Annotated in this window: 18 protein-coding genes; 8 read left to right on the top strand and 10 right to left on the bottom strand. The window is 67.5% G+C overall.

What is annotated here, in order from left to right; translation table 11 throughout:
- Positions 1-25 precede the first annotated feature (25 nt).
- Both C1932_RS03625 and C1932_RS03620 read left to right on the top strand, forming a co-directional pair.
- Positions 26-370 carry a DMT family protein gene (locus C1932_RS03625; protein ID WP_108748571.1) on the top strand — a complete coding sequence of 115 codons (345 nt, stop codon included), beginning with the start codon at positions 26-28 and terminating at the stop codon, positions 368-370.
- Positions 371-372: 2 nt separating this feature from the next.
- Positions 373-858, top strand: coding sequence for a hypothetical protein (locus C1932_RS03620; RefSeq protein WP_108761267.1), 486 nt, complete (start codon positions 373-375; stop codon positions 856-858).
- A 104-nt stretch (positions 859-962) separates the two neighbouring features.
- Here C1932_RS03620 and C1932_RS03615 read toward each other — a convergent pair whose 3' ends face one another.
- The 5 genes from C1932_RS03615 to C1932_RS03595 all read right to left on the bottom strand — a co-directional run bounded on the left by C1932_RS03615 (position 963) and on the right by C1932_RS03595 (position 6,369).
- The gene (locus tag C1932_RS03615; protein ID WP_108761266.1) at positions 963-1,892 is read right to left on the bottom strand and encodes a DUF6607 family protein; all 930 of its coding nucleotides are present in this window, start codon (positions 1,890-1,892) and stop codon (positions 963-965) included.
- A gap of 84 nt (positions 1,893-1,976) precedes the next feature.
- The gene (locus C1932_RS03610; RefSeq protein ID WP_108761265.1) at positions 1,977-2,579 is read right to left on the bottom strand and encodes a Hemin transport protein; all 603 of its coding nucleotides are present in this window, start codon (positions 2,577-2,579) and stop codon (positions 1,977-1,979) included.
- A gap of 5 nt (positions 2,580-2,584) precedes the next feature.
- A complete protein-coding gene (locus tag C1932_RS03605; RefSeq protein ID WP_325051529.1) occupies positions 2,585-4,777 on the bottom strand; it encodes a TonB-dependent hemoglobin/transferrin/lactoferrin family receptor in 2,193 nt (730 codons plus the stop codon).
- A gap of 152 nt (positions 4,778-4,929) precedes the next feature.
- Positions 4,930-5,124: a hemin uptake protein HemP gene (locus C1932_RS03600; protein ID WP_108748566.1), complete on the bottom strand. Its 195-nt coding sequence runs from the start codon at positions 5,122-5,124 to the stop codon at positions 4,930-4,932.
- A 273-nt stretch (positions 5,125-5,397) separates the two neighbouring features.
- Complete coding sequence (locus tag C1932_RS03595) at positions 5,398-6,369, bottom strand: aldo/keto reductase (protein ID WP_108752206.1); 972 nt, start codon at positions 6,367-6,369, stop codon at positions 5,398-5,400.
- Positions 6,370-6,562: 193 nt separating this feature from the next.
- On the opposite strand from C1932_RS03595, the gene C1932_RS03590 reads away from it, so the two are divergent.
- The 4 genes from C1932_RS03590 to C1932_RS03575 all read left to right on the top strand — a co-directional run bounded on the left by C1932_RS03590 (position 6,563) and on the right by C1932_RS03575 (position 11,037).
- Complete coding sequence (locus C1932_RS03590; protein ID WP_108748564.1) at positions 6,563-7,861, top strand: nucleoside transporter C-terminal domain-containing protein; 1,299 nt, start codon at positions 6,563-6,565, stop codon at positions 7,859-7,861.
- 25 nt (positions 7,862-7,886) lie between these two features.
- Positions 7,887-8,843, top strand: coding sequence for a ribokinase (locus tag C1932_RS03585; protein WP_108752205.1), 957 nt, complete (start codon positions 7,887-7,889; stop codon positions 8,841-8,843).
- A 208-nt stretch (positions 8,844-9,051) separates the two neighbouring features.
- Entirely contained in the window at positions 9,052-10,047 is a 996-nt protein-coding gene (dusB, locus tag C1932_RS03580; RefSeq protein WP_108757641.1) for a tRNA dihydrouridine synthase DusB, read from the top strand.
- Between the two features lie 162 nt (positions 10,048-10,209).
- A complete protein-coding gene (locus tag C1932_RS03575; protein WP_108761264.1) occupies positions 10,210-11,037 on the top strand; it encodes a class I SAM-dependent methyltransferase in 828 nt (275 codons plus the stop codon).
- A 25-nt stretch (positions 11,038-11,062) separates the two neighbouring features.
- On the opposite strand, the gene C1932_RS03570 is transcribed toward C1932_RS03575, so the two are convergent.
- The 3 genes from C1932_RS03570 to C1932_RS03560 all read right to left on the bottom strand — a co-directional run bounded on the left by C1932_RS03570 (position 11,063) and on the right by C1932_RS03560 (position 14,771).
- Complete coding sequence (locus C1932_RS03570; RefSeq protein WP_108761263.1) at positions 11,063-12,091, bottom strand: metal-dependent hydrolase; 1,029 nt, start codon at positions 12,089-12,091, stop codon at positions 11,063-11,065.
- A 185-nt stretch (positions 12,092-12,276) separates the two neighbouring features.
- Complete coding sequence (locus C1932_RS03565) at positions 12,277-13,077, bottom strand: UDP-2,3-diacylglucosamine diphosphatase (protein WP_108761262.1); 801 nt, start codon at positions 13,075-13,077, stop codon at positions 12,277-12,279.
- Positions 13,074-14,771 carry a GNAT family N-acyltransferase gene (locus C1932_RS03560; RefSeq protein WP_108761261.1) on the bottom strand — a complete coding sequence of 566 codons (1,698 nt, stop codon included), beginning with the start codon at positions 14,769-14,771 and terminating at the stop codon, positions 13,074-13,076. The genes C1932_RS03565 and C1932_RS03560 overlap by 4 nt, the downstream gene beginning before the upstream one ends.
- Before the next feature lie 313 nt (positions 14,772-15,084).
- On the opposite strand from C1932_RS03560, the gene metK reads away from it, so the two are divergent.
- On the top strand, positions 15,085-16,296 hold the full coding sequence (gene metK, locus C1932_RS03555) for a methionine adenosyltransferase (RefSeq protein WP_108748558.1): 1,212 nt from the start codon (positions 15,085-15,087) through the stop codon (positions 16,294-16,296).
- Between the two features lie 159 nt (positions 16,297-16,455).
- Positions 16,456-16,959 carry an acyl-CoA thioesterase gene (locus C1932_RS03550; protein ID WP_108761260.1) on the top strand — a complete coding sequence of 168 codons (504 nt, stop codon included), beginning with the start codon at positions 16,456-16,458 and terminating at the stop codon, positions 16,957-16,959.
- A gap of 152 nt (positions 16,960-17,111) precedes the next feature.
- Here C1932_RS03550 and ppc read toward each other — a convergent pair whose 3' ends face one another.
- Both ppc and C1932_RS03540 read right to left on the bottom strand, forming a co-directional pair.
- Positions 17,112-19,823 (bottom strand): phosphoenolpyruvate carboxylase, encoded by a 2,712-nt coding sequence (gene ppc, locus C1932_RS03545; protein WP_108761259.1) that lies wholly within the window; start codon positions 19,821-19,823, stop codon positions 17,112-17,114.
- A 247-nt stretch (positions 19,824-20,070) separates the two neighbouring features.
- Entirely contained in the window at positions 20,071-22,581 is a 2,511-nt protein-coding gene (locus tag C1932_RS03540) for a prolyl oligopeptidase family serine peptidase (protein WP_108761258.1), read from the bottom strand.
- Positions 22,582-22,631 lie beyond the last annotated feature (50 nt).

Below are 22,631 nucleotides of genomic sequence, written 5' to 3'. Positions count from 1 at the left end.
CGCCTTTCCCCGAGGGCGTACGCCGATGCCGTTCACCGCTTACCTGTACCCGGTGCTGTTGCTGGTCGCCAGCAACGTGTTCATGACCTTTGCCTGGTACGGGCACCTGAAGTACAAGAGCGCGCCCCTGATGCTGGTCATCATGGTCAGCTGGGGCATCGCCTTCTTCGAATACTGCCTGCAGGTGCCGGGCAACCGCCTCGGCAGCGCGGTGTATTCGGCGCCGCAGCTGAAAGGCATGCAGGAAGTGATCACCCTGCTGGTGTTCGCGGTGTTTTCCGCGTTCTACCTGGACCAGCCGCTGAAGTGGAACCACTGGGCCGCGTTCGCGCTGATCGTGGTAGCCGCGTTTCTGATGTTCAAGGAATAGCAATGAAGTACGGCTCCTGCCTGCGCGTCCTGCTGGTTGGCGTGCCGTTGCTGCTGGCGATAGCGGCCGCATCTGCGCGCACTGCGCCCGGCCTTGCGCCGGACCCGGTACAGGCCTTCGTGCTGGAAACGGTGCTGGCCGACGAAGTGCGTAACTTCCACGAGGGCCGCCCGACCTATCTGGTGACGGCCGACGGGGCGCACACGCGCAGCGCTGCCGAGGTGCTGGACGGGCTGCGTGCGGAGTTCGACCGGTTCTACCAAGGCCAACCGAAGCCGAGGAAGGAGGTCGCGCACATGGCGATCCTCGTCGCGCAGACCGCGCTGCTGCTGCCCGAGCGCACGGCGTGCAGCACCGACCGCGTGCGCTGCAGCGACGCCATCAGGCGCGTGCGCACACGTGATCACGAGGCGAGCCTGCAGGCCACCCTGCGCGCCTTCCAGGAGGCCGGGCTGGACCTGACGACCCTGGGTGCGCCGGCGCCCTGAGCCGGGTGCGTGCCGAGCAAGCTCGGCACCTACCCAAAGCGGAGATAGATCCACGCCACGCGTGGATACGCTGCCCGGAAGAGGCAGTCGAGCATGGCTCGACTCTACAAGGGGGCTTTTTCCACGTACTTGGCGAAGACCTCGTCGATCTGCGCGTCCTTCACCTTCTTCCCATCCTGGATGTCCTGGGCCTGGGTGAACAGCGGGATGATCATCGCCATGCCATCCAGCTTGGTCTTCAGGTGCACGCCCGGGGCCTGGCCGAGGAAGCCGTCCCAGCGCTGGCGCACCTTGCCCCAGTAACCGGCGGTGGCCTTCCAGTAATCGCGGGCCGGGGTGAAATCGACCTCGGTGGTCTTGATGTAGTCGTTGAAACCGAACTCGCGGGCAATTTCCACTTGGCTGCCGTCGGCGTTGCGCTGCACCTTGGTGTTGAACTGCTCGTGGGTCCAGCCGTTCGGGGTCAGCGTGTGGCGGTTGATCACCGCCAGCGCGTTGTAGTCGCTGCGCTTGGTGTACTCACGGCGCGGCAACGGGCGCCAGCTCAGATCGCTGGTCCAGGTCGCCACGTTGTTGTCGTAGCTCCAGCGGCCGGTGCCACAGTAGCGTGGGGCATCGCTCACTTCGTACACGCACTGGGTCCAGGCGCCATGGTTCTGCGCGGCCGGGATGGTACGTACCTGCCAGGTCTGCTCGGCACTGAATTCGAAACGGTTCGGCGCCTCGTACACCCAGTCCTGCCGCCAGTGCTTGGTCACATGGCCGCTCTTTTCATCCAGCAGCAGGTGCTGCAGCACCACGCGCTTGGGGCTGTCTTCCAGCACCACCACCACTTCATTGCCGCCGCTGCGCATGGCCGGCGCGCGTTCGTAGCCCGGCTTCAGCAGCACGGTTTCGTCGAAGGCGAAATCCACGGTGTATTCGCCCTGCATGGCCAGGATGCTGGCGTGGTCGCGGGCGATGTCGGAGGGCTGGGCGTGGGCTGCGCCGGTGGCGGCGAGCAGCAGCATCGCACTGGCTGTCTGCCACTTCATCGAATGTCCTTGGCTCTGTGGTTCATGGAAAGGCCATCCGTGGCCGGCAGTCGTTCCATCAGGAGCGATGCAGCGGGCGCGCGCTTACAGGCGCACCAGCGGCAGATCGTCGGACGCGCGCGGGGCCGCGCGGCGTGCGGCGTCGGCACAGCAGCAGTCATCGATGGCCAGTTCGCCCTCTGCGCCTTCCAGGCGGGCGATGCGGCGCGCGGTGGCCGCCCCCAGCGAGGACAGCGTGGACAGACTGGCGGCCAGCGTACGGCCCTCTTCGGCCGCATGCAGGCGCAGTGCGCACAGGCGCCAGCGCTGCCCGCCCAGGTGGCCGGCCAGGCGCCGCCACAGGCGTTCGCCCACGCTGCCATCGGCATCGCGCGACGGCGCCGACGGCAACGCGGCCACCAGCCGGTCCCAGGCCAGGAAATCACTGTCCGGCAGCAGGTACAGGCGCCACACGCAGCGGCCGCGGGCATCGAGGAAACACAGGCTTTCGCGCAGGCCTTCGCTGTCCACGCCCTGGCAGGCGTGGACCGAAACCGCCTGGCGCCAGCCGCCGATCTCGCTGCCATCGGCGTGGTACAGGCACAGCACGGTGCCGAGCGCAGCCAGCTGCGCCGGCGTGGGCCAGACCTGCAGCGGCACCCGCGGCAGGGACGACGACAGACGACGTGCAGACAGGGCTCGGCTCATGGGATTCACCAGGAAACGGCAAGGCTGGCCGACAGCGTGCGGCCGGGGCTGGTATAGCGGTCCAGCACGCTGCTGCTGGCCGACAGGGTCGAGCCAACGTTGGACCAGTCGATGTAGCGCTTGTCGCCCAGGTTGAACACGCCCACGTTGAAGGTGGCGCCGGGGGCGAAGTTCCAGTGCGCCATCAGGTCGGCCACGCCATAGCCGGCCGGGCGGTAGGCCGTGGCCGACGCGACCCGGTCCTTGCGCTTGACGAAGGTACCGGCCAGCTCGACGCCCCAGCTATCGGTGTCGTACATCAGGCCGACCGTGCCGCGCATCGGGTCCACCGAATCCAGCGGGGTGTCTTCGGTCTTGTTGTCACCGCGCGACCAGGCCACTGCGCTGCGCAGCGCCCAGCCCTGCAGCGCGGGGCTGATCTGGCCGAAATCCACGCCGGCCTTCAGCTCGGCGCCGTAGATGCGCGCATCGGCGATGTTGCGCGACTGGAACACCATCAGGCCCTGCGCGTTGGTGCCCACCAGCGACTGCGACTCGATGAAATCCTTGTAGTCGTTGTAGTAGCCGCTCAGGCTGACGTACGCCGCCGGCGACAGGAAGCGCAGGCCCAGCTCCACGCCATCACTGGTTTCCGGCTTCAGGTCCGGGTTGGGAATGGCGGTGTAGCCGAAGGCGAAGTTGGTGAAGCCCAGGTTGACGTCGTTGTACGGCGGCGAGCGGAAGCCGCGCGAGTAGCCGGCAAACAGCGACCAGGCATCGGTGAAGCGATAGACCATGCCCAGCTTGGGCGAGACGCTGGTCTTTTCCAGCTTGGTGACGGCAACGCCGGGATTATCTTGGGCGAAGATCGAATCCACGTCCGGCTTCAGCTCGTAACGGTCCACGCGTACGCCCGGCACCAGCGACAGCTTGCCGCCGGCCATGCGCATTTCGTCCTGTGCATACAGGCCCAGTTCGGTGGTCTTGCTGATCGGGAAATCGCGCACCGGGAACACATCGGGCAGCAACGTGCTGGTCACCTGGCCATTGGCCAGCACCTGGTAGCCATCGCGCTTCTGCCGGATCTCGGTGCGCGCGCCTTCGAAGCCATAGGTCAGTGCGTGTTCCACGCTGCCGGTGCTGAAGGCCTTGTTGAACTGCGCCTGCAGGCCGTACACCTGCTGGTCGAAGTTGAACTCGCGGTGGCGACGGGTGCGATTGGCACGGTCTTCGTCGGTAACCTGGGTGGTCTCGCTGTGCTGGCTGTAGACCTGCCAGTGCAGGCTGTCGGCGAAGGCCTTGTCCAGCGCATCCATTTCATGGGCGAAGGACACGCGGGTGCGTTCCTGGGTGTCGTGCGCTTTCATGCCGGTGGTCGTGGTGCGGTCGATCAGCGACAGCACATCGGTATCGGTGCTGTCCTCGTTGCCTTCCACGGTCAGGCGGAAGCGCTGGTCCGCGCTGGGCGCGAACACCAGCTTGGCCAGGCCGCTGCGACCGTCGCGATCCTGCGGGTTGGCCGCGGTACGGGTGTTGTTGCGGCTGCGCACGTCGCCCTGGTTGTCGGTTTCCTGGCCCTGGCGGTGGTTGATGTTGACCATGCCGCTCCAGCGGTCGCCGCCGAAGGCGGTGGTGATGCCGCCCAGCAGGCCCTGCCATTCACCGTCGTAGCCGAACTTCAGGCCAACGTAGCTGTCCTTGCCATCCTTCAGGTAATCGGTGGGGTCCTTGGTGACGAAGGCCACCACGCCACCCAGCGCATCGGAGCCGTACAGCGAACTGGCCGGACCGCGCACGATCTCCACGCGCTTGAGCGTGTCCAGATCGGTGAAGTTGCGGTTGGCGTTGGAGAACGAGCCGATGCTGAAGCTGGTCGGCATGGCGATGCCGTCGGTCTGGATGCGCACGCGGTTGCCGTCCAGGCCACGGATGCGGATGCTGCCCAGGCCGAAGCGGGTGGCGCTGCGGCTGGCCGACAGACCCGGCTCGTAGCGGATCAGGTCCTGCAGGTCCTGCACCAGGTGGCGGTCCATCTGTTCGCGGTCGATCACATCCACCGTGGCGGCCACATCGCTCACGGCACGTTCGGTGCGCGTGGCGGTGACCTGCACGCGGTCAAGTTCGCGCGCGTCGGGCGCGGCATCGGCTTCGGCGGCGGCATGGGCGGACAGCGGCAGGGCCATCCACAGGGCGATCGACAGGGCGGTCTGGCGGGTCATCGGTCTTGGGTCTTCGGGCACACAGGGGGAACCCCCGGCCACCGGCACGCAGAACGTGCACGGACAGCCGAGGGGGAGAGAGCGGGAGCGGACGGGTCGCCCACCCTGCCAGCGGGCCGGCAGGTGGGAGGGATGCGGGCGACCGGGCCGCGTTACTTGGTCAGGATCAGCTTGTCGTTGCTGGTGTGGCGCAGCCGATAGAAACGGTCGCCGTGCTGGATCAGGATTTCACGACGGCCCTTGAGCAGGGCTTCGCTGTCGATGACCTCTTCGGCCGGAACGGCACGCACCGGGCGGTCGCGGAGGGTCAGCGTTTCGGGGCGCAGCAGTACAGGTTGAGCATTCATGAGCGTCTGGACTCGTGCGAGGGACGCGATAGATGATAATGATTCTCAGTTGACAATCAACAACCATTCTCAGTTCGGGCGATGAGATTATCTATCGAATGTTTGGATTCAATAGATGGTGGCTATTGATGAGGTAGAGTCGAGCTTGCTCGACTGCTCCTGAGCAAGAGCAGTCGAGCAAGCTCGACTCTACGAAGGGCAAAGGCAGGAGCAGTCGAGCAAGCTCGACTCTACGAAGGGCGTGGGGCGCGGGATTCGGCGCCACCAGGGCGGTCAGACGAACGCGGCTTCCACCCGTGCCCAGCCGGCCTCGTCCATCTGCGCCAGCACGTCCAGCGCCTGCAGGTTCTGCAGCAGCTGCGGCACCCGGCTGGCGCCGAGGATCACGCTGGACACGTTCGGGTTGCGCAGGCACCAGGCGATGGCCAGGCTGGCCGGGGCATGCCCCAGCTCGCGGGCGACCTGGCTGAAACGGCGTACCTGGGCCAGGCGCGCGGCGGCGTTGTCGCCCAGCACCAGGTCCTGCAGCCAGCCCATGCCGTCACGGCCCAGGCGCGCGTCGGCCGGAATGCCATCGTCGTACTTGCCGCTCAACAGCCCCGACGCCAGCGGCGAGAAGATGGTCGTGCCCAGGCCCGGCGCTTCATACAGCGGGGCGTATTCCACTTCCACCCGCTCGCGGTGCAGCAGGTTGTACTGCGGCTGTTCCATCGATGGGCCCTGCAGGTTGTGCCGCGCGGCCACTTCCAGCGCCTGCTGGATCTGCGCGGCCGACCATTCCGACGTGCCCCAGTACAGCACCTTGCCCTGCCGCACCAGGGTGTCCATGGCGTGCACGGTTTCGGCGATGGGCGCGTCCGGATCCGGGCGGTGGCAGTAATAAAGGTCCAGATAGTCCACCCGCAGGCGCTTGAGCGCGGCGTGGCAGGCATCGGTCACATGCTTGCGCGACAGGCCGCGCTGGGTCGGCCGCGGGTCCTTGGCACTGCCGAAGAACACCTTGCTGGACACGCAGTAGCCGTCGCGCGGCAGCCGCAGATCGGCAATCACATCGCCCATCACCTGCTCGGCGCGGCCGTTGGCATAGCCCTCGGCGTTGTCGAAGAAGTTGATGCCATGGTCCCAGGCGGCGGCCACCAGGTTGCGCGACTCGTCCCGGGCGACCTGGTCGCCGAAGGTCACCCAGGCGCCGAAGGACAGGGCGGAAATCGGCAGGCCGGTGGAGCCCAGGCGACGGTAGAGCATGACAATCTCCTGCTGCAGGCCCGCATCCGGGCCGGGATCGAGCCCCCATTCTACCTGTCCCGGCAACCGCCAAGCCCTTGCCGTTGCTGGCTTGTTCGGTGCCGATGGGAACCGGCAGGCGGCTTTTCCTTGCTCCGGCCCCTGCCCTGCACTAGGCTTCCCGTTTTTCGCGACGCCCCAGGGGAGTCACCACATGGTCGAAGGTTTGGGCAGGATCGGCTTCGGCCTGTTCGGGTTGGCGGTGCTGATCGGCATCACCTGGCTGTTTTCCAACAACAAGCGCGCGGTGGACTGGAAACTGGTCGTCACCGGCATCACCCTGCAGATCGCGTTCGCGGCGCTGGTGATCCTGGTGCCGGGCGGCCGTGACGTGTTCGATGCTCTGGGCAAGGGCTTCGTGAAGGTGCTGAGCTTCGTCAACGAAGGCTCGGGCTTCATCTTCGGCTCGTTGATGGACACCAAGAATTACGGCTTCATCTTCGCCTTCCAGGTGCTGCCGACCATCATCTTCTTCTCGGCGCTGATGGGCGTGATGTACCACCTGAACATCATGCAGGGCATCGTGCGCGTGATGGCCTGGTCGATCACCAAGGTGATGCGCGTGTCCGGCGCGGAAACCACCAGCGTCTGCGCCAGCGTCTTCATCGGCCAGACCGAGGCGCCGCTGACCGTGCGCCCGTACATTCCGAAGATGACCCAGTCCGAGCTGCTGACCATGATGATCGGCGGCATGGCCCACATCGCCGGCGGCGTGCTGGCGGCCTACGTGGGCATGCTGGGCGGTGGCGACCCGGTGCAGCAGGCGTTCTACGCCAAGCACCTGCTGGCCGCCAGCATCATGGCCGCGCCGGCCACCCTGGTGGTGGCCAAGCTGTTGATTCCGGAAACCGGTACCCCGCTGACCCGCGGCACGGTGAAGATGGAAGTGGAGAAGACCTCCAGCAACATCATCGACGCCGCTGCTGCCGGCGCCGGCGATGGCCTGAAGCTGGCCCTGAACATCGGCGCCATGCTGCTGGCCTTCATCGCCCTGATCGCCCTGCTGAATGCCCCGCTGACCTGGATCGGTGATGTGACCGGCCTGGCTGCCGCCATCGGCAAGCCGACCAACCTGTCCACCATCTTCGGCTACGTGCTGGCGCCGATTGCCTGGGTGATCGGCACCCCGTGGGCCGACGCCACCACGGTGGGCTCGCTGATCGGCCAGAAAGTCGTGATCAACGAGTTCGTGGCCTACACCGAGCTGTCGCAGATCGTAAACGGCCAGGTGGCCGGCGTGAGCCTGTCCGACGAAGGCCGCCTGATCGCGACCTATGCGCTGTGTGGCTTTGCCAACTTCAGCTCGATCGCCATCCAGATCGGTGGCATTGGTGGCCTGGCCCCGGAACGTCGCCACGATCTGGCCAAGTTCGGCCTGCGCGCGGTGCTGGGCGGTACCATCGCTACCTTCATGACGGCCACCATCGCCGGCGTGCTGACCCATTTCAGCTGAACCCCTGTTTGAGAAAAGATTCCCTATGAGCAGCAGTGTCGTTGTCGTCGGTTCCTTCAATGTCGATCACGTGTGGCGGTGCGAAGCACTGCCGGCACCGGGTGCGACCATTGCCGGCCGTTACAGCACCGGCCCCGGTGGCAAGGGCTTCAACCAGGCGGTTGCGGCCAGCCGTGCCGGTGCCGACACGCACTTCCTGTGCGCGCTGGGCGACGACGCCGGCGGCGCCATGGCCCGTGACCTGGCCGCGCAGGACGGCTTCGCCCTGATCGCCGAGGCCAGCGCCGAGCCGACCGGCACCGCCGGCATCTACGTCGATGCCCGTGGCCGCAACACCATCGTGATCGGCCCCGGCGCCAATGCCGCCCTCAGCACCGACTTCCTGCAGCAGCAGCAGGCCCTGCTGGCCGGCGCCAAGGTGGTGCTGGTGCAGCTGGAATCGCCGGTGCAGACCATCGAAGCAGCGCTGGCTGCGGCCCGCGAAGCCGGTGTGACCACCGTGCTCAACGCGGCCCCGGCCGACGCCCCCTCGAGCATCGGCCTGCTGAAGCTGGCCGATGTGATCACCCCGAACGAGACCGAGTTCGCCGCCCTGCTCGGCCGCCACGTAGGCGAGCGCGTGGACGCCGACGATGTGGCCGCACTGGACGGCGCCAGCCTGCATGCGCTGTGCCGCAAGCTGGTGGGCAACGGCACCGTGGTGGTCACCCTGGGTGCGGTGGGTGTGTTCGTGTCGCATGCCGACGAGCAGCTGCGCGGCGATACCCAGCCCTACTACCGCGTGGGTGCCGAACAGGTGCAGGCGATCGACACCACCGGTGCCGGCGATGCGTTCAACGGCGCACTGGCCGCCTCGATCGCCCAGGTGCCGGACGCCCCGTTCGCCCGCCACGTGCGTTTCGCCAACCAGTTCGCCGGCCGTTCCACCGAAAAGGAAGGCGCTGCCGCGGCCATGCCGCGCTTCACCCCGGCTGACGTGTAAATCCACGCCATGCGTGAATGAGAACCCCGGGCAGGCAAATGCCCGGGGTTTTTTGTGTCCGCCGCCCACCATGGCCCAGCCCTTGGGGCGGTGTAAGCAACCGTCAAGCATCTGCTGATTCCCGTGCGGCATGACCTCGGTCCGGATCGGCCTGAATGGGCGCCCCTGGCAGCGGGCCTTCGTCCCGCCCGCGCCCTACAATGGGCACATGCAGATCGGCCCGTACACCATTGCCCCCAACGTCGTGCTGGCGCCCATGGCCGGCGTCACCGACAAACCGTTCCGCCTGCTGTGCAAACGGCTGGGTGCGGGTCTGGCCGCCTCGGAAATGACCATCAGCGACCCGCGCTTCTGGAACACGCGCAAGTCGATCCACCGCATGGACCATGACGGCGAGCCGGCCCCCATCAGTGTGCAGATTGCCGGCACCGAGCCGCAGCAGCTGGCCGAGGCGGCTCGCTACAACGTCGACCACGGCGCGCAGATCATCGACATCAACATGGGCTGCCCGGCCAAGAAGGTATGCAATGCCTGGGCCGGTTCCGCGCTGATGCGCGACGAGGCGTTGGTAGCCCGCATCCTGGAAGCGGTGGTGAACGCGGTGCCGGTGCCGGTCACGCTGAAGATCCGCACCGGCTGGGACTGCGACCACCGCAATGGTCCGCTGATTGCGCGCATTGCCGAGGACAGTGGCATTGCCGCGCTGGCGGTGCATGGCCGCACCCGCGACCAGCATTACACCGGCCAGGCCGAATACAGCACCATTGCCGAGATCAAGGCCGCGCTGCGCATTCCGGTCATCGCCAATGGCGATATCGATTCGCCGCAGAAGGCCGCGCAGGTGTTGCAGCAGACCGGGGTGGACGCGGTGATGATCGGCCGTTCCGCGCAGGGCCGGCCGTGGATCTTCCGCGAAGTGGCGCACTATCTGGCCACAGGCCAGGAACTGCCGCCGCCGTCGCTGGCCGAAGTGCGCGACATCCTGCTGGGCCATCTGCATGCACTGCACGCGTTCTACGGTGAACCGCAGGGCGTGCGCATCGCCCGCAAGCACCTGGGCTGGTACGCCAAGGACCGCCCGGAAAATGCCGCCTTCCGCGCCGTGGTGAACCGCGCCGAAGACCCGGCCAGCCAGATCGCACTGACGGCCGAGTATTTCGACCGCCTGATCGCCGGGGAGCCGGCCATGCCCACAGCCGCCTGACCGCCAGCCCATTCGCAACGTCGAGCGTGCTCGACCACCGCACTTGTAGAGTCGAGCTTGCTCGACTGATTTTCAAAACAGTCGAGCAAGCTCGACTCTACGCACCCTGCTTCGAGCAAGCTCGACGCTCCCAAGCAAACTCGACCGCCACACGAGCCCGCCATGACCCCGCCGATCTCTTCCCCCACCTACCTGCACGGTTTTTCCGGCACCGAACAGCAGCGCCTGATGACCCAGGCACGCCTGCTGGAATCAAGCATCTTCGGCCAGATCGACTACAGCGGCGCCCGCCGCCTGCTGGAAGTGGGCAGCGGCGTGGGCGCGCAGACCGAGATCCTGCTGCGCCGTTTCCCCGACCTGCACGTGACCGGCGTGGACCTGAGCGAGGCCCAGCTGGCCACGGCGCGCGAGAACCTGGCGCGCACGCCCTGGTGCAGCGACCGCTACACCCTGCAGCAGGCCGATGCCGGTGAACTGCCGTTCGAGGCGCGCAGCTTCGATTCGGCCTTCCTGTGCTGGGTGCTGGAGCACGTGCCTTCGCCGGCCCGCGTATCGAGCGAAGTCCGCCGCGTGCTGGCGCCGGGTTCGCCGGTGTACATCACTGAAGTGATGAATGCCTCGTTCCTGCTCGATCCGTATTCGCCGCACATCTGGCGTTACTGGATGGCCTTCAACGACTTCCAATACGACCACGGCGGCGACCCGTTCGTCGGCGCCAAGCTGGGCAACCTGCTGCTGGCCGGCGGCTTCCGCGACGTGCATACCGAAATCAAGACCATCCACCTGGACAACCGCGAACCGGCGCGCCGCAAGACCATGATCGCGTTCTGGGAACAGTTGCTGCTGTCGGCCGCCGACCAGCTGCTGCAGGCCGGTGCGGTGGATGAGGAGACCGTGGAAGGCATGCGCCGCGAGTTCCGGCTGGTGCAGAACGATCCCAACGCGGTGTTCTTCTATTCGTTCGTGCAGGGCCGCGCCACGGTGTATTGAGCACCCATCCACGCATGGCGTGGATCTACTCGGTGTGCCAGATGCGCTGCCACATCACTGCCAACCGACTCTTCATCGCGGCCCGCGCCTGCGGGCTGCTGTAATCGGTGCGGCGCTGCTCGGGCACGATCGGCTGCCACTGTCCGTCGGCCTGGCGGGCCACGGCGAAGTTGAAGGTGTAGTCCGGCTCCAGGCCCATGCGCAGATCGCTCAGCACCAGCGTGCCATCCACCACCTGCGCGCGCATGAAACCGCGATTGAACCACTGCAGGCGCTGCACCGCAGGTACGTGCGCGGCCTCGCGCAGCGCCTGCACGTTCGAGGCATGCCCTTCGAACTGCATCGGGCCGCTGTCGGCCAACAGCGAACGATCACCCACCACGTAGCCATTGGGCGTCATCGCCACCACCCGCCACAGCAGGGTGTTGAACGGCATCGGCACCGAGAAGCGCGGCGCATCGCCCAGGCCCATCGCGGCCAGGCTCTGCTGCGCGGCCTTGTCCACCTGCGCCTTGGCCACCAGCCCCCAGCCCAGGTAGGCACTGCTGACCAGCAGCGCCACGCCCAGCACCTTGCCGGCCCAGGGCCGCGCGCGACCGAACCAGGCCAGCACGCAGCCCAGCAGCAGCCACACGGTGTAGGCCGGGTCGATGATGAACACACTGGAGCCCATGGCAGGATGCGGCTGCAGCGGCCACCACAACTGCGTGCCGTAGACAGTGAACGCGTCCAGCAGCGGATGGGTCACCAGCGCCAGCTGGATGGCCCAGAACCAGCGCACTGGCGACTGTGCCACGCGCCCATGGCCGAAGCGTTTGAACAGCCACCAGATCGCGGCGGCCACCCAGGGCAGTACCAGCAGCGAGTGGCTGAAGCTGCGGTGCTCGACCATGTTCGCCACCGGGTCGCTGGCGGTGAAGCCAAGCCAGAGCGCGTCCAGGTCCGGCAGAGTGCCCAGCGCCGCGCCAGCCAACAGGGCCGCGCGGCGATGGCCGGGCGGCGCGATGGCAGCAGCTACCGCGCCACCAAGTACGATCTGGGTCAATGAGTCCATGCCGCGATGCTAGCGCGAAGGCGCGCGCAGGGTCGACGTACGGCGGAACGGCGGAACGGCGGAACGGCGGAACGGCGAAACGACGGTAGAGTCGACTGTCAGTCGACTGCTCTTCCGTCATACCGCGAAAATCCCGCGCTGCGCGCGATAGTCGACTGACAGTCGACTATACCCCTCGCGCGGCATCAGGCGGCCTGTCGCATGCGTGCGCCTGGCAGCTCGACCAGGGTCCGGCCGGTGTGGTCGAGCAGGCGCAAGGCGCCGTCATGGTCTTCGGCCAGCGCGGTCAGGCTTTCCACCCAGTCACCATCGTTGGCATAGACCAGGCCACCGCGTTCGATCAGCGCCGCGCGATGGATGTGCCCGCAGACAATCCCGTCCAGCCCCCGCCGGCGCACATCGTCCAGGCCGGCCTGCACGAAGCGCTGGATGTAACGCTCGGCGGCACTGCTGCGCCGCTTCAGGAACTCGGACAACGACCAGTAACGCAGTCCCAGCGGGCGACGTACCGCGTTGAACAGGCGGTTGCCGGTCAGGATGCGGTAGTACAGCCAATCACCGAAGCGCTCCTGCAGGCCGCCGAAGTGGGTGACGCCGTCGTAGTCGTCGCCGTGCACCACCAGCAGGCGGCGGCCATCGGCGGTCACATGTATGGCGCGCCGGCGCACCTGCATGGCCGGCAGCATCATGCCGCAGACCTGGCGCAGCGAGGCATCGTGGTTGCCGGGAATGTAGATGATGTCGGTGCCTGCCCTGCGCAGCGCGTGCAGGGCCTGCACCACATCGCTGTGTGACTGCCGCCAGCGCGCGCTGCGGTGGGCCATCCACCACAGGTCGATGATGTCGCCCACCAGGTACAGCCGCTCACAGCGCAACCGGCCCAGGAAGCCCGCCAGTTCTGCGGCATGGCAATGCGGCGAGCCCAGGTGCACGTCAGACACGAACACGGCCCGATGGCGCGGCGGCAGCGGCGCCACCCCGCTCATGCCACCGCCCCCGCATCGCGCAGGTAGCGCTTGCGCTTGTGTGGCCGGATCGCCTGCAGGTCCACCTCGATCAAGCCGTCGATGGAATCGCTGAAATCCGGATCGACGCCGAAGGCCAGGAAGCGGGCACCACCGGGTTCGCACAGCTCGGTGTATTGCCGGTACAACGTCGGCACCACCGTTCCCAGCGCGGCCAGGTTGGCCTTCAGCACGTCGAAGGCTGCAGCTGCGTCCAGTTCACCGTAGCTGGGCGGCGCGGCGAAGTACTGGAACGGGCGATGCGATTCGACCAGGCCCTGCGCGCCACCGTGGTAATGCTGGTAGTAGGCCACCAGCTGTTCGCGCGCATCGCGCGGCAATGCCGCACTGATGGACACCGCGCCGAACAGGTAGCGGATGCCCGGCTGGCACTGCAGGTAGGCACCGATGCCCTGCCACAGATAATCCAGGCTGCGGCTGCCCCAGTAATCGGGCACCACGAAGCTGCGGCCCAGCTCCAGCCCTTCGGCGATGCGCGGAATGGCATCGTCGGAATAGCGGAACAGCGAAGCGCTGTAGAGGCCGCCCAGACCGCGGCGGGCCAGCGCCTGGGCGCCGCGCATGATGCGGTAGGCACCGGCAATGCGCTGCGCCACCGCATCCCAGATCACGATGTGCTGGTAGTCCAGATCGAACGCGTCCAGATCGCGCGCACGACCGGTGCCCTCGCCCACGCGGCGGAAGGTCAGTTCGCGCAGGCGCCCCAGTTCCAGCAGCAGCGGGCAACCCGCTGCGCAGCGCGCCAGCAGGATCTGCTTGCCGTCACCGGTCTGGCCCAGTTGCTGGGCCGCCGCCACCGCCCTGGCCACCTCGGCCGGCGGCAGCGGTGCGGCCAGCGGTTCCTGCGCCGGCGCGGCCGCGTCGCCGCAGCGCAGGGCGTACAGCGCGCGCCGTACCGCCAGCAGCTGGGCGCTGGCATCACCGTGGGCCAGCTGCATCGGCTGGCCGATCTGCAGCCGCAACGGGCGCCCGCGGCGGGCGAACATCTCGCGCGCCAGCAAGGCGGTGCCGGCCGGCTTGAACAAGGCCGAGGCGCTGTAGAACAGCAGTGAATTGCGCGCCTGCACCCGCACCGGCAGCACCGGCGCCGACGATGCGCGGGCGAAACGGACGAAGCCGCGCTGCCAGCGCCCATCGCGGATGCCATGCACCGACAGCCGCGACACTTCACCGGCGGGGAACACGATCACGCACTGTTCGGCAGCCAGCGCCTGTTCCACCGCCAGCAGGCTGGCGCGCTGCACCTTGCCGCCCAGCATGCGCACCGGCAGCAGCAGGTCCTGCAGCGGCGCCAGCGCGCCCAGCAGGTCGTTGGCCACGATGCGGACATCGCGCCGCACCCGGCCCACCGCGTCCAGCAGGGCCAGCGCGTCCAGCGCCCCGGACGGGTGGTTGGCCACGATCAGCAGCCGCCCCTGCGCCGGAATGCGCTCCAGTGCGCCGGCTTCCAGCTGGTAGGGGCTGCCCAGGAAATCCAGGCTGGCGGCGACGAAGTCGAAGCCGCGCAAACCTTCGCTGCGCTGCAGGAAGGCCTCGATGCGGTCCAGCCGCGACCAGCGACCGATACCGCGCAGCAGGGGCCGGGCAAGCTGCCCCCGGCGGCCATGGAACCATTCGGGGAAGCGTTGCTGGAGGCGCTGCTGCAGTTCCTGCATGGCGTGCTCGCGGGTGCCCGGCGGCCGGATTGGCGCAGAGCCTGCGCCCCGGCCAAGGCAGGCAGATGGCGGTTTGGCGGCAGAAAAATGACGACCCCGCCCCGCGCATCCCCCCGCCCGAGCGGCCCGCCAATGGTCACGCAGATGGAACACTGGCCCTGCAACATCAGGCACTTGCACCCCGCAGGGCCCGTGAAGACGGGCACACCGCCTTAACCACCGGCAACCTGTCTGGGTTCACAATGCACAGGCGGCGCACCCCGTGTATCATGCGCGCCCATCTTTCCATCCGAATCAAGGGATATACCGCCTGATGTCCAGCTATCTCTTCACCTCCGAGTCGGTCTCCGAAGGCCATCCGGACAAGGTTGCCGACCAGATCTCCGATGCGGTGCTGGACGCGATCCTGACCCAGGACCAGCGCGCCCGCGTGGCCTGCGAAACCATGGTCAAGACCGGCGTTGCCATCGTCGCCGGTGAAATCACCACCAGCGCGTGGATCGACCTGGAAGCGCTGACCCGCAAGGTCATCACGGACATCGGCTATGACAGCTCGGACGTCGGCTTCGACGGCGCCACCTGCGGCGTGCTGAACCTGATCGGCAAGCAGTCGCCGCACATCGCCCAGGGCGTGGACCGCAAGAAGCCCGAAGAAATGGGCGCTGGCGACCAGGGCCTGATGTTCGGCTACGCCACCAACGAAACCGACAGCTACATGCCGGCGGCCATCCACCTGTCGCACCGCCTGGTGGAACAGCAGGCCAAGATCCGCAAGAAGCGCAACTCGCCGCTGTCCTGGCTGCGCCCGGATGCCAAGAGTCAGGTCACCCTGCGCTATGAAAACGGCGAAGTCTCGGCCATCGATGCGGTCGTGCTGTCGACCCAGCATGCCCCGGGCATCAAGCAGAAGGACCTGATCGAGGCCGTCCGCGAAGAGATCATCAAGCCGGTGCTGCCGGCCAAGTGGCTGCACAAGGGCACCAAGTTCCACATCAACCCGACCGGCAAGTTCGAGATCGGTGGCCCGGTGGGCGACTGCGGCCTGACCGGCCGCAAGATCATCGTCGACACCTACGGCGGCTGGGCCCGTCACGGTGGTGGCGCGTTCTCCGGCAAGGATCCGTCCAAGGTCGACCGTTCGGCTGCCTACGCGGCCCGCTACGTCGCCAAGAACGTGGTTGCCGCCGGCCTGGCCGACCGTTGCGAAGTGCAGGTCTCCTACGCCATCGGCGTGGCTGAGCCGACCTCGATTTCGGTCACCACCTTCGGCACCGGCAAGATCAGCGACGACAAGATCGAGAAGCTGATCCGCAAGCACTTCGACCTGCGCCCGTACGGCATCATCAAGATGCTGGACCTGATCCACCCGATGTACCAGCAGACTGCGGCCTACGGCCACTTCGGCCGCAAGCCCAAGGAGTTCAGCTACCTCAACGGCGAAGGCGAGACCGTCAACGCCACGGCCTTCTCCTGGGAGAAGACCGACCGCGCCGCCGCCCTGCGCGCCGACGCCAAGCTGAAGTAAAGCCGGCGGGTAGAGCCGGCTGTTAGTCGGCTAACGTAAAAGAAGGGCCGCGCAAGCGGCCCTTCTGCTTTCTGTAGAGTCGAGCTTGCTCGACTGCTCCTGGCTACGGCAGTCGAGCAAGCTCGACTCTACGCGGTCCATGCCCGATACAATCGGGCCATGTCGACCGAACTCAAATCCCACCAGCTGTCCATGACCGTGCTGATGTCGCCGGACATGGCCAATTTTTCCGGCAAGGTCCACGGCGGCGCCATCCTGCGCCTGCTCGACCAGGTGGCCTACGCCTGCGCCAGCCGCTACGCCGGCAGCTACGTGGTCACCCTGTCGGTGGACCAGGTGATGTTCCGCCAGCCCATCGCGGTGGGTGAACTGGTCACCTTCCTGGCCTCGGTGAACTACACCGGCACCTCGTCGATGGAAATCGGCGTGAAGGTGGTGGCCGAGGACATCCTCAAGCGCAGCGTGCGCCACGCCAACAGCTGCTTCTTCACCATGGTGGCCGTGGACGAGGCCGGCAAGCCGACCGCCGTGCCGCCGCTGCAGCTGGAGAACAGCGACGAGCGCCGCCGCCACGCCGCTGCACTCATCCGCCGTCAGCTGCGCCAGGAAATGGAGCAGCGGCATCTGGAACTGCTGGCATCGAACCCGCCCTCTCCAGAGTAGAGTCGAGCTTGCTCGACTGTGTTCTGCGTCAGTCGAGCAAGCTCGACTCTACCGTTGCTAACCCGCCGTCGCCGCAAGATTGAGGCGGGCGCGGCAAGCCCCGAACCCGCCGGGGCCGGTAGCGCCGGGCCACACCCGGCGGATGCAGACGATCAACCGGTGTTCTGCACGCCCTGCGAAACGCCGTTCACGCACGCCACCAGCGCGCGCAGCAGATCGTCATCCTCGCGCCCGCTGGCGCGCCAGCGCTGCAGCAGGTCCACCTGCAGCACGCTGATCGGATCCACGTAGGGGTTGCGCAGGCGGATCGACAGCGCCAGCCGCGCATCGTGGTCCAGCAGCGTCTTCTGGCCCAGCAGCGCCAGCAGCCAGTGCCGGGTCAGTTCAAGCTCGCGCTGCACCTGCGGGAAGAACCGCCCGTGCAGATCGCCGGACAGCAGCGAGAACTGCTCGGCAATGGTGATATCGCCCTTGGACAACACCATGGCGATGTCATCCAGGAAGGTGCGGAAGAATGGCCAGTCGCGCGCCATGTCCCGCAGCCTCTGCTCATGGCCGGCATCCACAGCCGCCTGCAGGCCACTGCCCACGCCATACCAGCCGGGAATGACCGCCCGCGCCTGGCTCCAGGCGAACACCCAGGGAATCGCCCGCAGGTTGCCCAGCGCCGCGTCCTGGCCGAGCCGCCGCGAGGGCCGCGAGCCCAGCGTCATCCGCTCGATCACATCGATCGGCGTGGCGGTGCGGAAGTAGTCCATGAACTGCGGTTGGCCCACGAATGCCCGATAGACCTCGCTGCTGGCGGCAGCCACCTGGTCCATCACCGGCCGCCAGTCGTCTTCGCGTGGCTCGGCCGCACGCGGGCGCAGGCTGGCGCGCAGCACCGCGCCGGTGGACTGTTCCAGCGAGCGCAAGGCCAGCGCGCGGATGCCGTACTTGCGGTGGATCACCTCGCCCTGCTCCGTCACCCGCAGGCGGCCATCGATGCTGCCACGCGGCGAAGCATCCACCGCATGGGTCGTCTTGCCACCGCCGCGGCTGATCGAGCCGCCACGGCCGTGGAAGAAGGTCAGCCCAATGGAATGTTCGGCGGCCACTTCCAGCAGTTCTACCTGGGCGCGCTGCAGGCCCCAGCGCGATGCCGCGATGCCGCCGTCCTTGCTGCTGTCCGAATAACCCAGCATCACCATCTGCACATCGCCCCGTGCGCGCAGGTGCGCGCGATACACCGGGTCGGCCAGCAGGTCGCGCAGGGTGGCGGTGCCGCGCTTCAGATCGTCCACGGTTTCGAACAGCGGGGCGATATCCAGTGGCACCGCGCCCTCGTCATCGACCAGGCCGCCGCGCCGCGCCAGCGCCAGCACGGCCAGCACGTCGCTGCGGTCATGCGCCATGGAAATGATGTAGCTGCCCAAGGCATCGGCACCGTGGCGTGCGCGGGCATCGGCCAGCGCCGCGAACACGGCATCCAGGCGCGCGTTGCCTTCATCGCTGCCGCCCGGCAACGGTGTTTCGCCGCTGGCGTGCGGGCCCAGCAACCGCGCCCGGCCCAGCGCGTCCAGCGCCTGCCATGCCTCCTCACCGCCCAGCACCGCCGCCAGCGCGCGCGCATGCACGCTCGATTCCTGGCGCACGTCCAGCCGCGCCAGATGGAAGCCAAAAGTCTTCACCCGCCACAGCAGTCGCTGCACCGCAAAGCCACCGGCATGCTCGCCGCGGTTGCCACGCAGGCTGTCCAGGATCAGCTGCAGATCGTCGATCAGTTCATCCGGGCCGGCATAGGCACCGTGCGCATCGTCCAGCGTGGCCTGCAGGCGCGCACGCATGCGGTCGTTGAGCAGACGGTACGGCATGTCGGCATGGCGTGGCCGCGACTGCACCTGCGGCAACTGCTGCTGGTACTGCGCCACGCGCGCCTGCAGCGCCTCGCTCACCCCCACCCGCTCGGTGGACTGGCTGAGCAGGCTGGCCAGCTGCAGCAGTTCCTTCTGGTAACGGCCCAGCACCGCCTGTCGCTGCGCATCCAAGGTGTTGCGGATGGTGCCGGCATCCACGTTGGGATTGCCGTCCATGTCACCGCCCACCCAGGTGCCGAAGCGCAGCAGGCGCGGCAGCGGCAGTTCCTGCCCATAGGTATCGCGCAGCGCCTGCTGCAGCGATTCGTACAGCACCGGGATCACCCGGTACAGCACCTGCACCAGATAGAAACCCACGTGTTCGCGTTCGTCATCCACGGTGGGCCGCACCGGCGATGAATCGGTGGTCTGCCATGAAGCGGTCAGCGCCATGCGGAAGCGCGCGGCGTCGGCGGCGGCTTCACCGGGCGTGCGCTGGCCATCCAGGTTGTCCACCAGGCTGGCCACCATCAACTGTTCTTTTTCCAGCAGCGCGCGGCGCACCGCTTCGGTGGGATGGGCGGTGAACACCGGTTCGATGTCGATGCGCGGCAACCACTGTGCCAGTTCGTCCAGGCTCACGCCCTGCGCTTTCAGGTGCTGCAGCGCGTCCTGCAGACCGTCAGGCTGCGGCGCGGCGGTACCGGCACGCTGGTAATCGCGTCGGCGGCGGATGCGGTGCACGCGCTCGGCAATGTTCACCACCTGGAAGTAGGTACTGAACGCACGCACCATGGTTTCGGCCTGCTGCGGCGTGCGCCCGGCCAGGCCCTGCGCCAGTTCGGCCAGCGGCGCCTGGTTCTCGCGGCGGGCGATGGCGCGGGTGCGCACATCCTCCACATCATCGAGGAACGCCGCGGAGACTTGTTCCACCAGCAGATCGCCAACCAGTGCGCCCAGCCGGCGCACATCATCGCGAAGCGGAAGATCGGGGGAAGCGAATTCGATGCTGCTGCGGTACTCGTTCATCGGCGACGCACGAACCTCTGGGCATGATCCGTCGCCAAGCCTACCCCAGTTCGCCGCCGTTGCTGCGGCGCGAAAATGGTTTCATCTGCACGTATCGTCCGGCTACGGATACACCAATCGCGGAAATACCGACGGGGTAGAGTCGACCGTTGGTCGACTGCCGAAATCCCGCGCTGCGCGCGATAGTCGACCAACGGTCGACTCTACCCCGGCGGCCCCCGTTGCAGGGGCCGCCATCACACACGCCTCAGCGCTTCTTCTTCGCCTTGCCCTGCGGCACCGGGCCCAGGGTCTGTTCCAGCCAGCGCTCGCTTTCGGCCAGCATGGTCATGATCGATTCGCGTGCGCGGTAGGCATGCGATTCGTTGGGCAGCATCACCAGCCGCGCGGTGCCGCCCAAGCCCTTCACCGCTGCGAACATGCGCTCGCTCTGGATCGGGAACGTGCCGGAGTTGTTGTCGTCCACACCGTGGATGAACAGGATCGGGTCCTTGATGTCACCGGCGTAATTGAACGGCGACATCTTCTGGTAGACGTCCTGCGCCTGCCAGTAGTTGCGTTCCTCGGCCTGGAAACCAAACGGGGTGAGCGTGCGGTTGTAGGCGCCGCTGCGGGCGATGCCGGCCTTGAACAGGCGCGTATGGGCCAGCAGGTTGGCGGTCATGAACGCACCGTAGGAATGGCCACCGATGGCGATGTGGTCACGATCGGTCACGCCACGGCGCACCACTTCGTCCACCGCGGCCTGCGCGTTGGCCACCAGCTGTTCGATGTAGGTGTCGTTGGGTTCCTTGTCGCCCTCGCCGATGATCGGCATGGTCGGGCTGGCCAGCACCACGTAGCCCTTGGCCAGGAACGCCTGCGGGCCCCAGTAGCTGACCGCGTTGAAGCGGTACGGCGAATCGGTCACCTGGCTGGCCGCGGCGGCACTCTTGAACTCACCCGGGTAGGCCCACATCAGCAGCGGGCGCGGCCCATCGCGCTTGGGGTCGTAGCCCGGCGGCAGCAGCAGCGTGGCGGTCAGGTCCACGCCGTCGGCACGCTTGTAGCGGATCTGCTCCTTCTGCACGCCCTTCAGCTGCGGCAGCGGGTGGGCGAAGTGGGTCAGCGCGCGCGGCGCGGCACTGCCATCGGCCAGCGACTGCACCTGGTAGTTGGCGGGCTCGTCGGGGCTTTCGCGGGTCAGCAGCAACGACGTGCCTTCCTGGTCCAGCAGCGCAACCGGCAGCGAATAGGCCGGCGCCTGCGAATGGAACAGGCGCGTGGCCTGGCGGCTTTCGATGTCGAAACGGTCCACGAACGGACGGTCGCCTTCCGGCGAAGCGCCCTGCCCGTACAGGAAGATGCTGCGGCCATCGGCGGTGGTCTGCAGGCGCGCGCGACCGTTCACATCGCGTACCACGCCGGCACGGCCCGGATCGTTGTAGCGATCCTGCGCATCGCGGTCCCACAGCAGCTGCGGCGCCTGCGCGGCATCGTCCGGGGCGATGCGCCAGGTCTTGCTGTTGCGGGTCTTCCACCACGACTCATTGAGCAGGGCCAGGTCGCCACGGCCCCAGGTGATGCCGGCGAAACGGCTACCCAGCTGGGCCAGGGTCACCGGCGGCTTGTCGAACGGCGCGGCCTGCATGAACACCGCATCGCGCACCTTCGCTTCGCGGTTCGGATCGCCGCCGTCCTGCGCCTCGGCCCAGACCAGGGTGGCGCCGGCGTCGGCGCGCCAGCTGATGTCACGCACGCCGGTCACTTCGGCATCGTTGCCGGTAGGCAGGCCTTCCACCAGCGGCCGCACGGCCACGGTATGGGCCAGCTGGCCATTGCGGTCCAGCACTTCAATGCGGCGTGGGAAGCTGCCCACCGGCACCACATAGGAATACGGACGCTGCACGCGCTGGCTGAGCAGGTAGTTGCCGTCAGGCGATACGCTGAAGTCCAGGTAGATGCCCGCCGCACCCAGCGCGCGGGTCTGCCCGTCCAGGCCGACCTGCATCGGCTGGGCCTTGGCGTAGTAGTCGAACAGGCGCGCGTCGGCCTCGTTCTTCAGCAGGTCCTGGTAGGTGCGGATGGACACCACGCCGCTGCTCTTGCCCGTCTGCTGCACGGCCGGGCCGGTGGGCACGCCATCGGCCGGCGGCGGATCACCTGCGCCTGCCACGCGGGTCATGACGATCAGCCCACGGCTGTCAGGCAGCCACTGGTAGCCCTCGCCAAACACCGTGTTCAGACCGGCCTGCAGGCGGCGGGCGCTGCCAGCGGCCACGTCCACCAGCCACAGTTCGTTGGCACCGCTGGCCGCGTCCACCTGGTTGAAGGCCAGCCACTTCTGGTCGGGCGACCAGGACAGGCCGGCAATCGACAACTGCGCCGGCAGGCCGCTGATCTGCCGCTCCTTGCCATCGGCCACGTTCATCAGCCACAGCTTCTGGCCGAAGCTGAAACGGCTGTCAGAGAAGGTACGCGGGTTGATGCGCACGCCGGCCAGCTTCAGTTCCGGCTGCGCCACCACCTGGATCGACGGCAGCGACGGCATCTGCATCAGCGCGGCCACGTCGCGGCGCGGCGACAGCGACAGCGTGGGCGCACGCGGCGCGTCCACCACCGCCTGCAGCGCGGCCGACGGCAGTTCGTAGCCGGTGGCGGCCTGGGCGGTGGCGGCCGGCACGGTACCGGCCGACCAGGCCAGCGGCGCTACGGCCAGCAGGGCCATCGACAGGACCAGACCGGTCCAGCGCCGCTGGCGGCGCGCGTGCTTGCTCATCGTTCTTCCTGTTTCGGTGCGTGAAGACCCCGACCTTAACAGGCAGCGCC

This window comes from Stenotrophomonas sp. YAU14D1_LEIMI4_1 (assembly GCF_003086815.1).
Classification (GTDB): domain Bacteria; phylum Pseudomonadota; class Gammaproteobacteria; order Xanthomonadales; family Xanthomonadaceae; genus Stenotrophomonas.
This window is presented reverse-complemented; position numbering and strand designations above follow the sequence as displayed.

What these genes read in the sequence shown, in the direction of transcription:
- C1932_RS03625 (WP_108748571.1), top strand. Translation starts at nt 26, where the DNA reads ATGCCGTTCACCGCTTACCTGTACCCGGTGCTGTTGCTGGTCGCCAGC.
- C1932_RS03620 (WP_108761267.1), top strand. Translation starts at nt 373, where the DNA reads ATGAAGTACGGCTCCTGCCTGCGCGTCCTGCTGGTTGGCGTGCCGTTG.
- C1932_RS03615 (WP_108761266.1), bottom strand. Translation starts at nt 1,892, where the DNA reads ATGAAGTGGCAGACAGCCAGTGCGATGCTGCTGCTCGCCGCCACCGGC.
- C1932_RS03610 (WP_108761265.1), bottom strand. Translation starts at nt 2,579, where the DNA reads ATGAGCCGAGCCCTGTCTGCACGTCGTCTGTCGTCGTCCCTGCCGCGG.
- C1932_RS03605 (WP_325051529.1), bottom strand. Translation starts at nt 4,777, where the DNA reads ATGACCCGCCAGACCGCCCTGTCGATCGCCCTGTGGATGGCCCTGCCG.
- C1932_RS03600 (WP_108748566.1), bottom strand. Translation starts at nt 5,124, where the DNA reads ATGAATGCTCAACCTGTACTGCTGCGCCCCGAAACGCTGACCCTCCGC.
- C1932_RS03595 (WP_108752206.1), bottom strand. Translation starts at nt 6,369, where the DNA reads ATGCTCTACCGTCGCCTGGGCTCCACCGGCCTGCCGATTTCCGCCCTG.
- C1932_RS03590 (WP_108748564.1), top strand. Translation starts at nt 6,563, where the DNA reads ATGGTCGAAGGTTTGGGCAGGATCGGCTTCGGCCTGTTCGGGTTGGCG.
- C1932_RS03585 (WP_108752205.1), top strand. Translation starts at nt 7,887, where the DNA reads ATGAGCAGCAGTGTCGTTGTCGTCGGTTCCTTCAATGTCGATCACGTG.
- dusB (WP_108757641.1), top strand. Translation starts at nt 9,052, where the DNA reads ATGCAGATCGGCCCGTACACCATTGCCCCCAACGTCGTGCTGGCGCCC.
- C1932_RS03575 (WP_108761264.1), top strand. Translation starts at nt 10,210, where the DNA reads ATGACCCCGCCGATCTCTTCCCCCACCTACCTGCACGGTTTTTCCGGC.
- C1932_RS03570 (WP_108761263.1), bottom strand. Translation starts at nt 12,091, where the DNA reads ATGGACTCATTGACCCAGATCGTACTTGGTGGCGCGGTAGCTGCTGCC.
- C1932_RS03565 (WP_108761262.1), bottom strand. Translation starts at nt 13,077, where the DNA reads ATGAGCGGGGTGGCGCCGCTGCCGCCGCGCCATCGGGCCGTGTTCGTG.
- C1932_RS03560 (WP_108761261.1), bottom strand. Translation starts at nt 14,771, where the DNA reads ATGCAGGAACTGCAGCAGCGCCTCCAGCAACGCTTCCCCGAATGGTTC.
- metK (WP_108748558.1), top strand. Translation starts at nt 15,085, where the DNA reads ATGTCCAGCTATCTCTTCACCTCCGAGTCGGTCTCCGAAGGCCATCCG.
- C1932_RS03550 (WP_108761260.1), top strand. Translation starts at nt 16,456, where the DNA reads ATGTCGACCGAACTCAAATCCCACCAGCTGTCCATGACCGTGCTGATG.
- ppc (WP_108761259.1), bottom strand. Translation starts at nt 19,823, where the DNA reads ATGAACGAGTACCGCAGCAGCATCGAATTCGCTTCCCCCGATCTTCCG.
- C1932_RS03540 (WP_108761258.1), bottom strand. Translation starts at nt 22,581, where the DNA reads ATGAGCAAGCACGCGCGCCGCCAGCGGCGCTGGACCGGTCTGGTCCTG.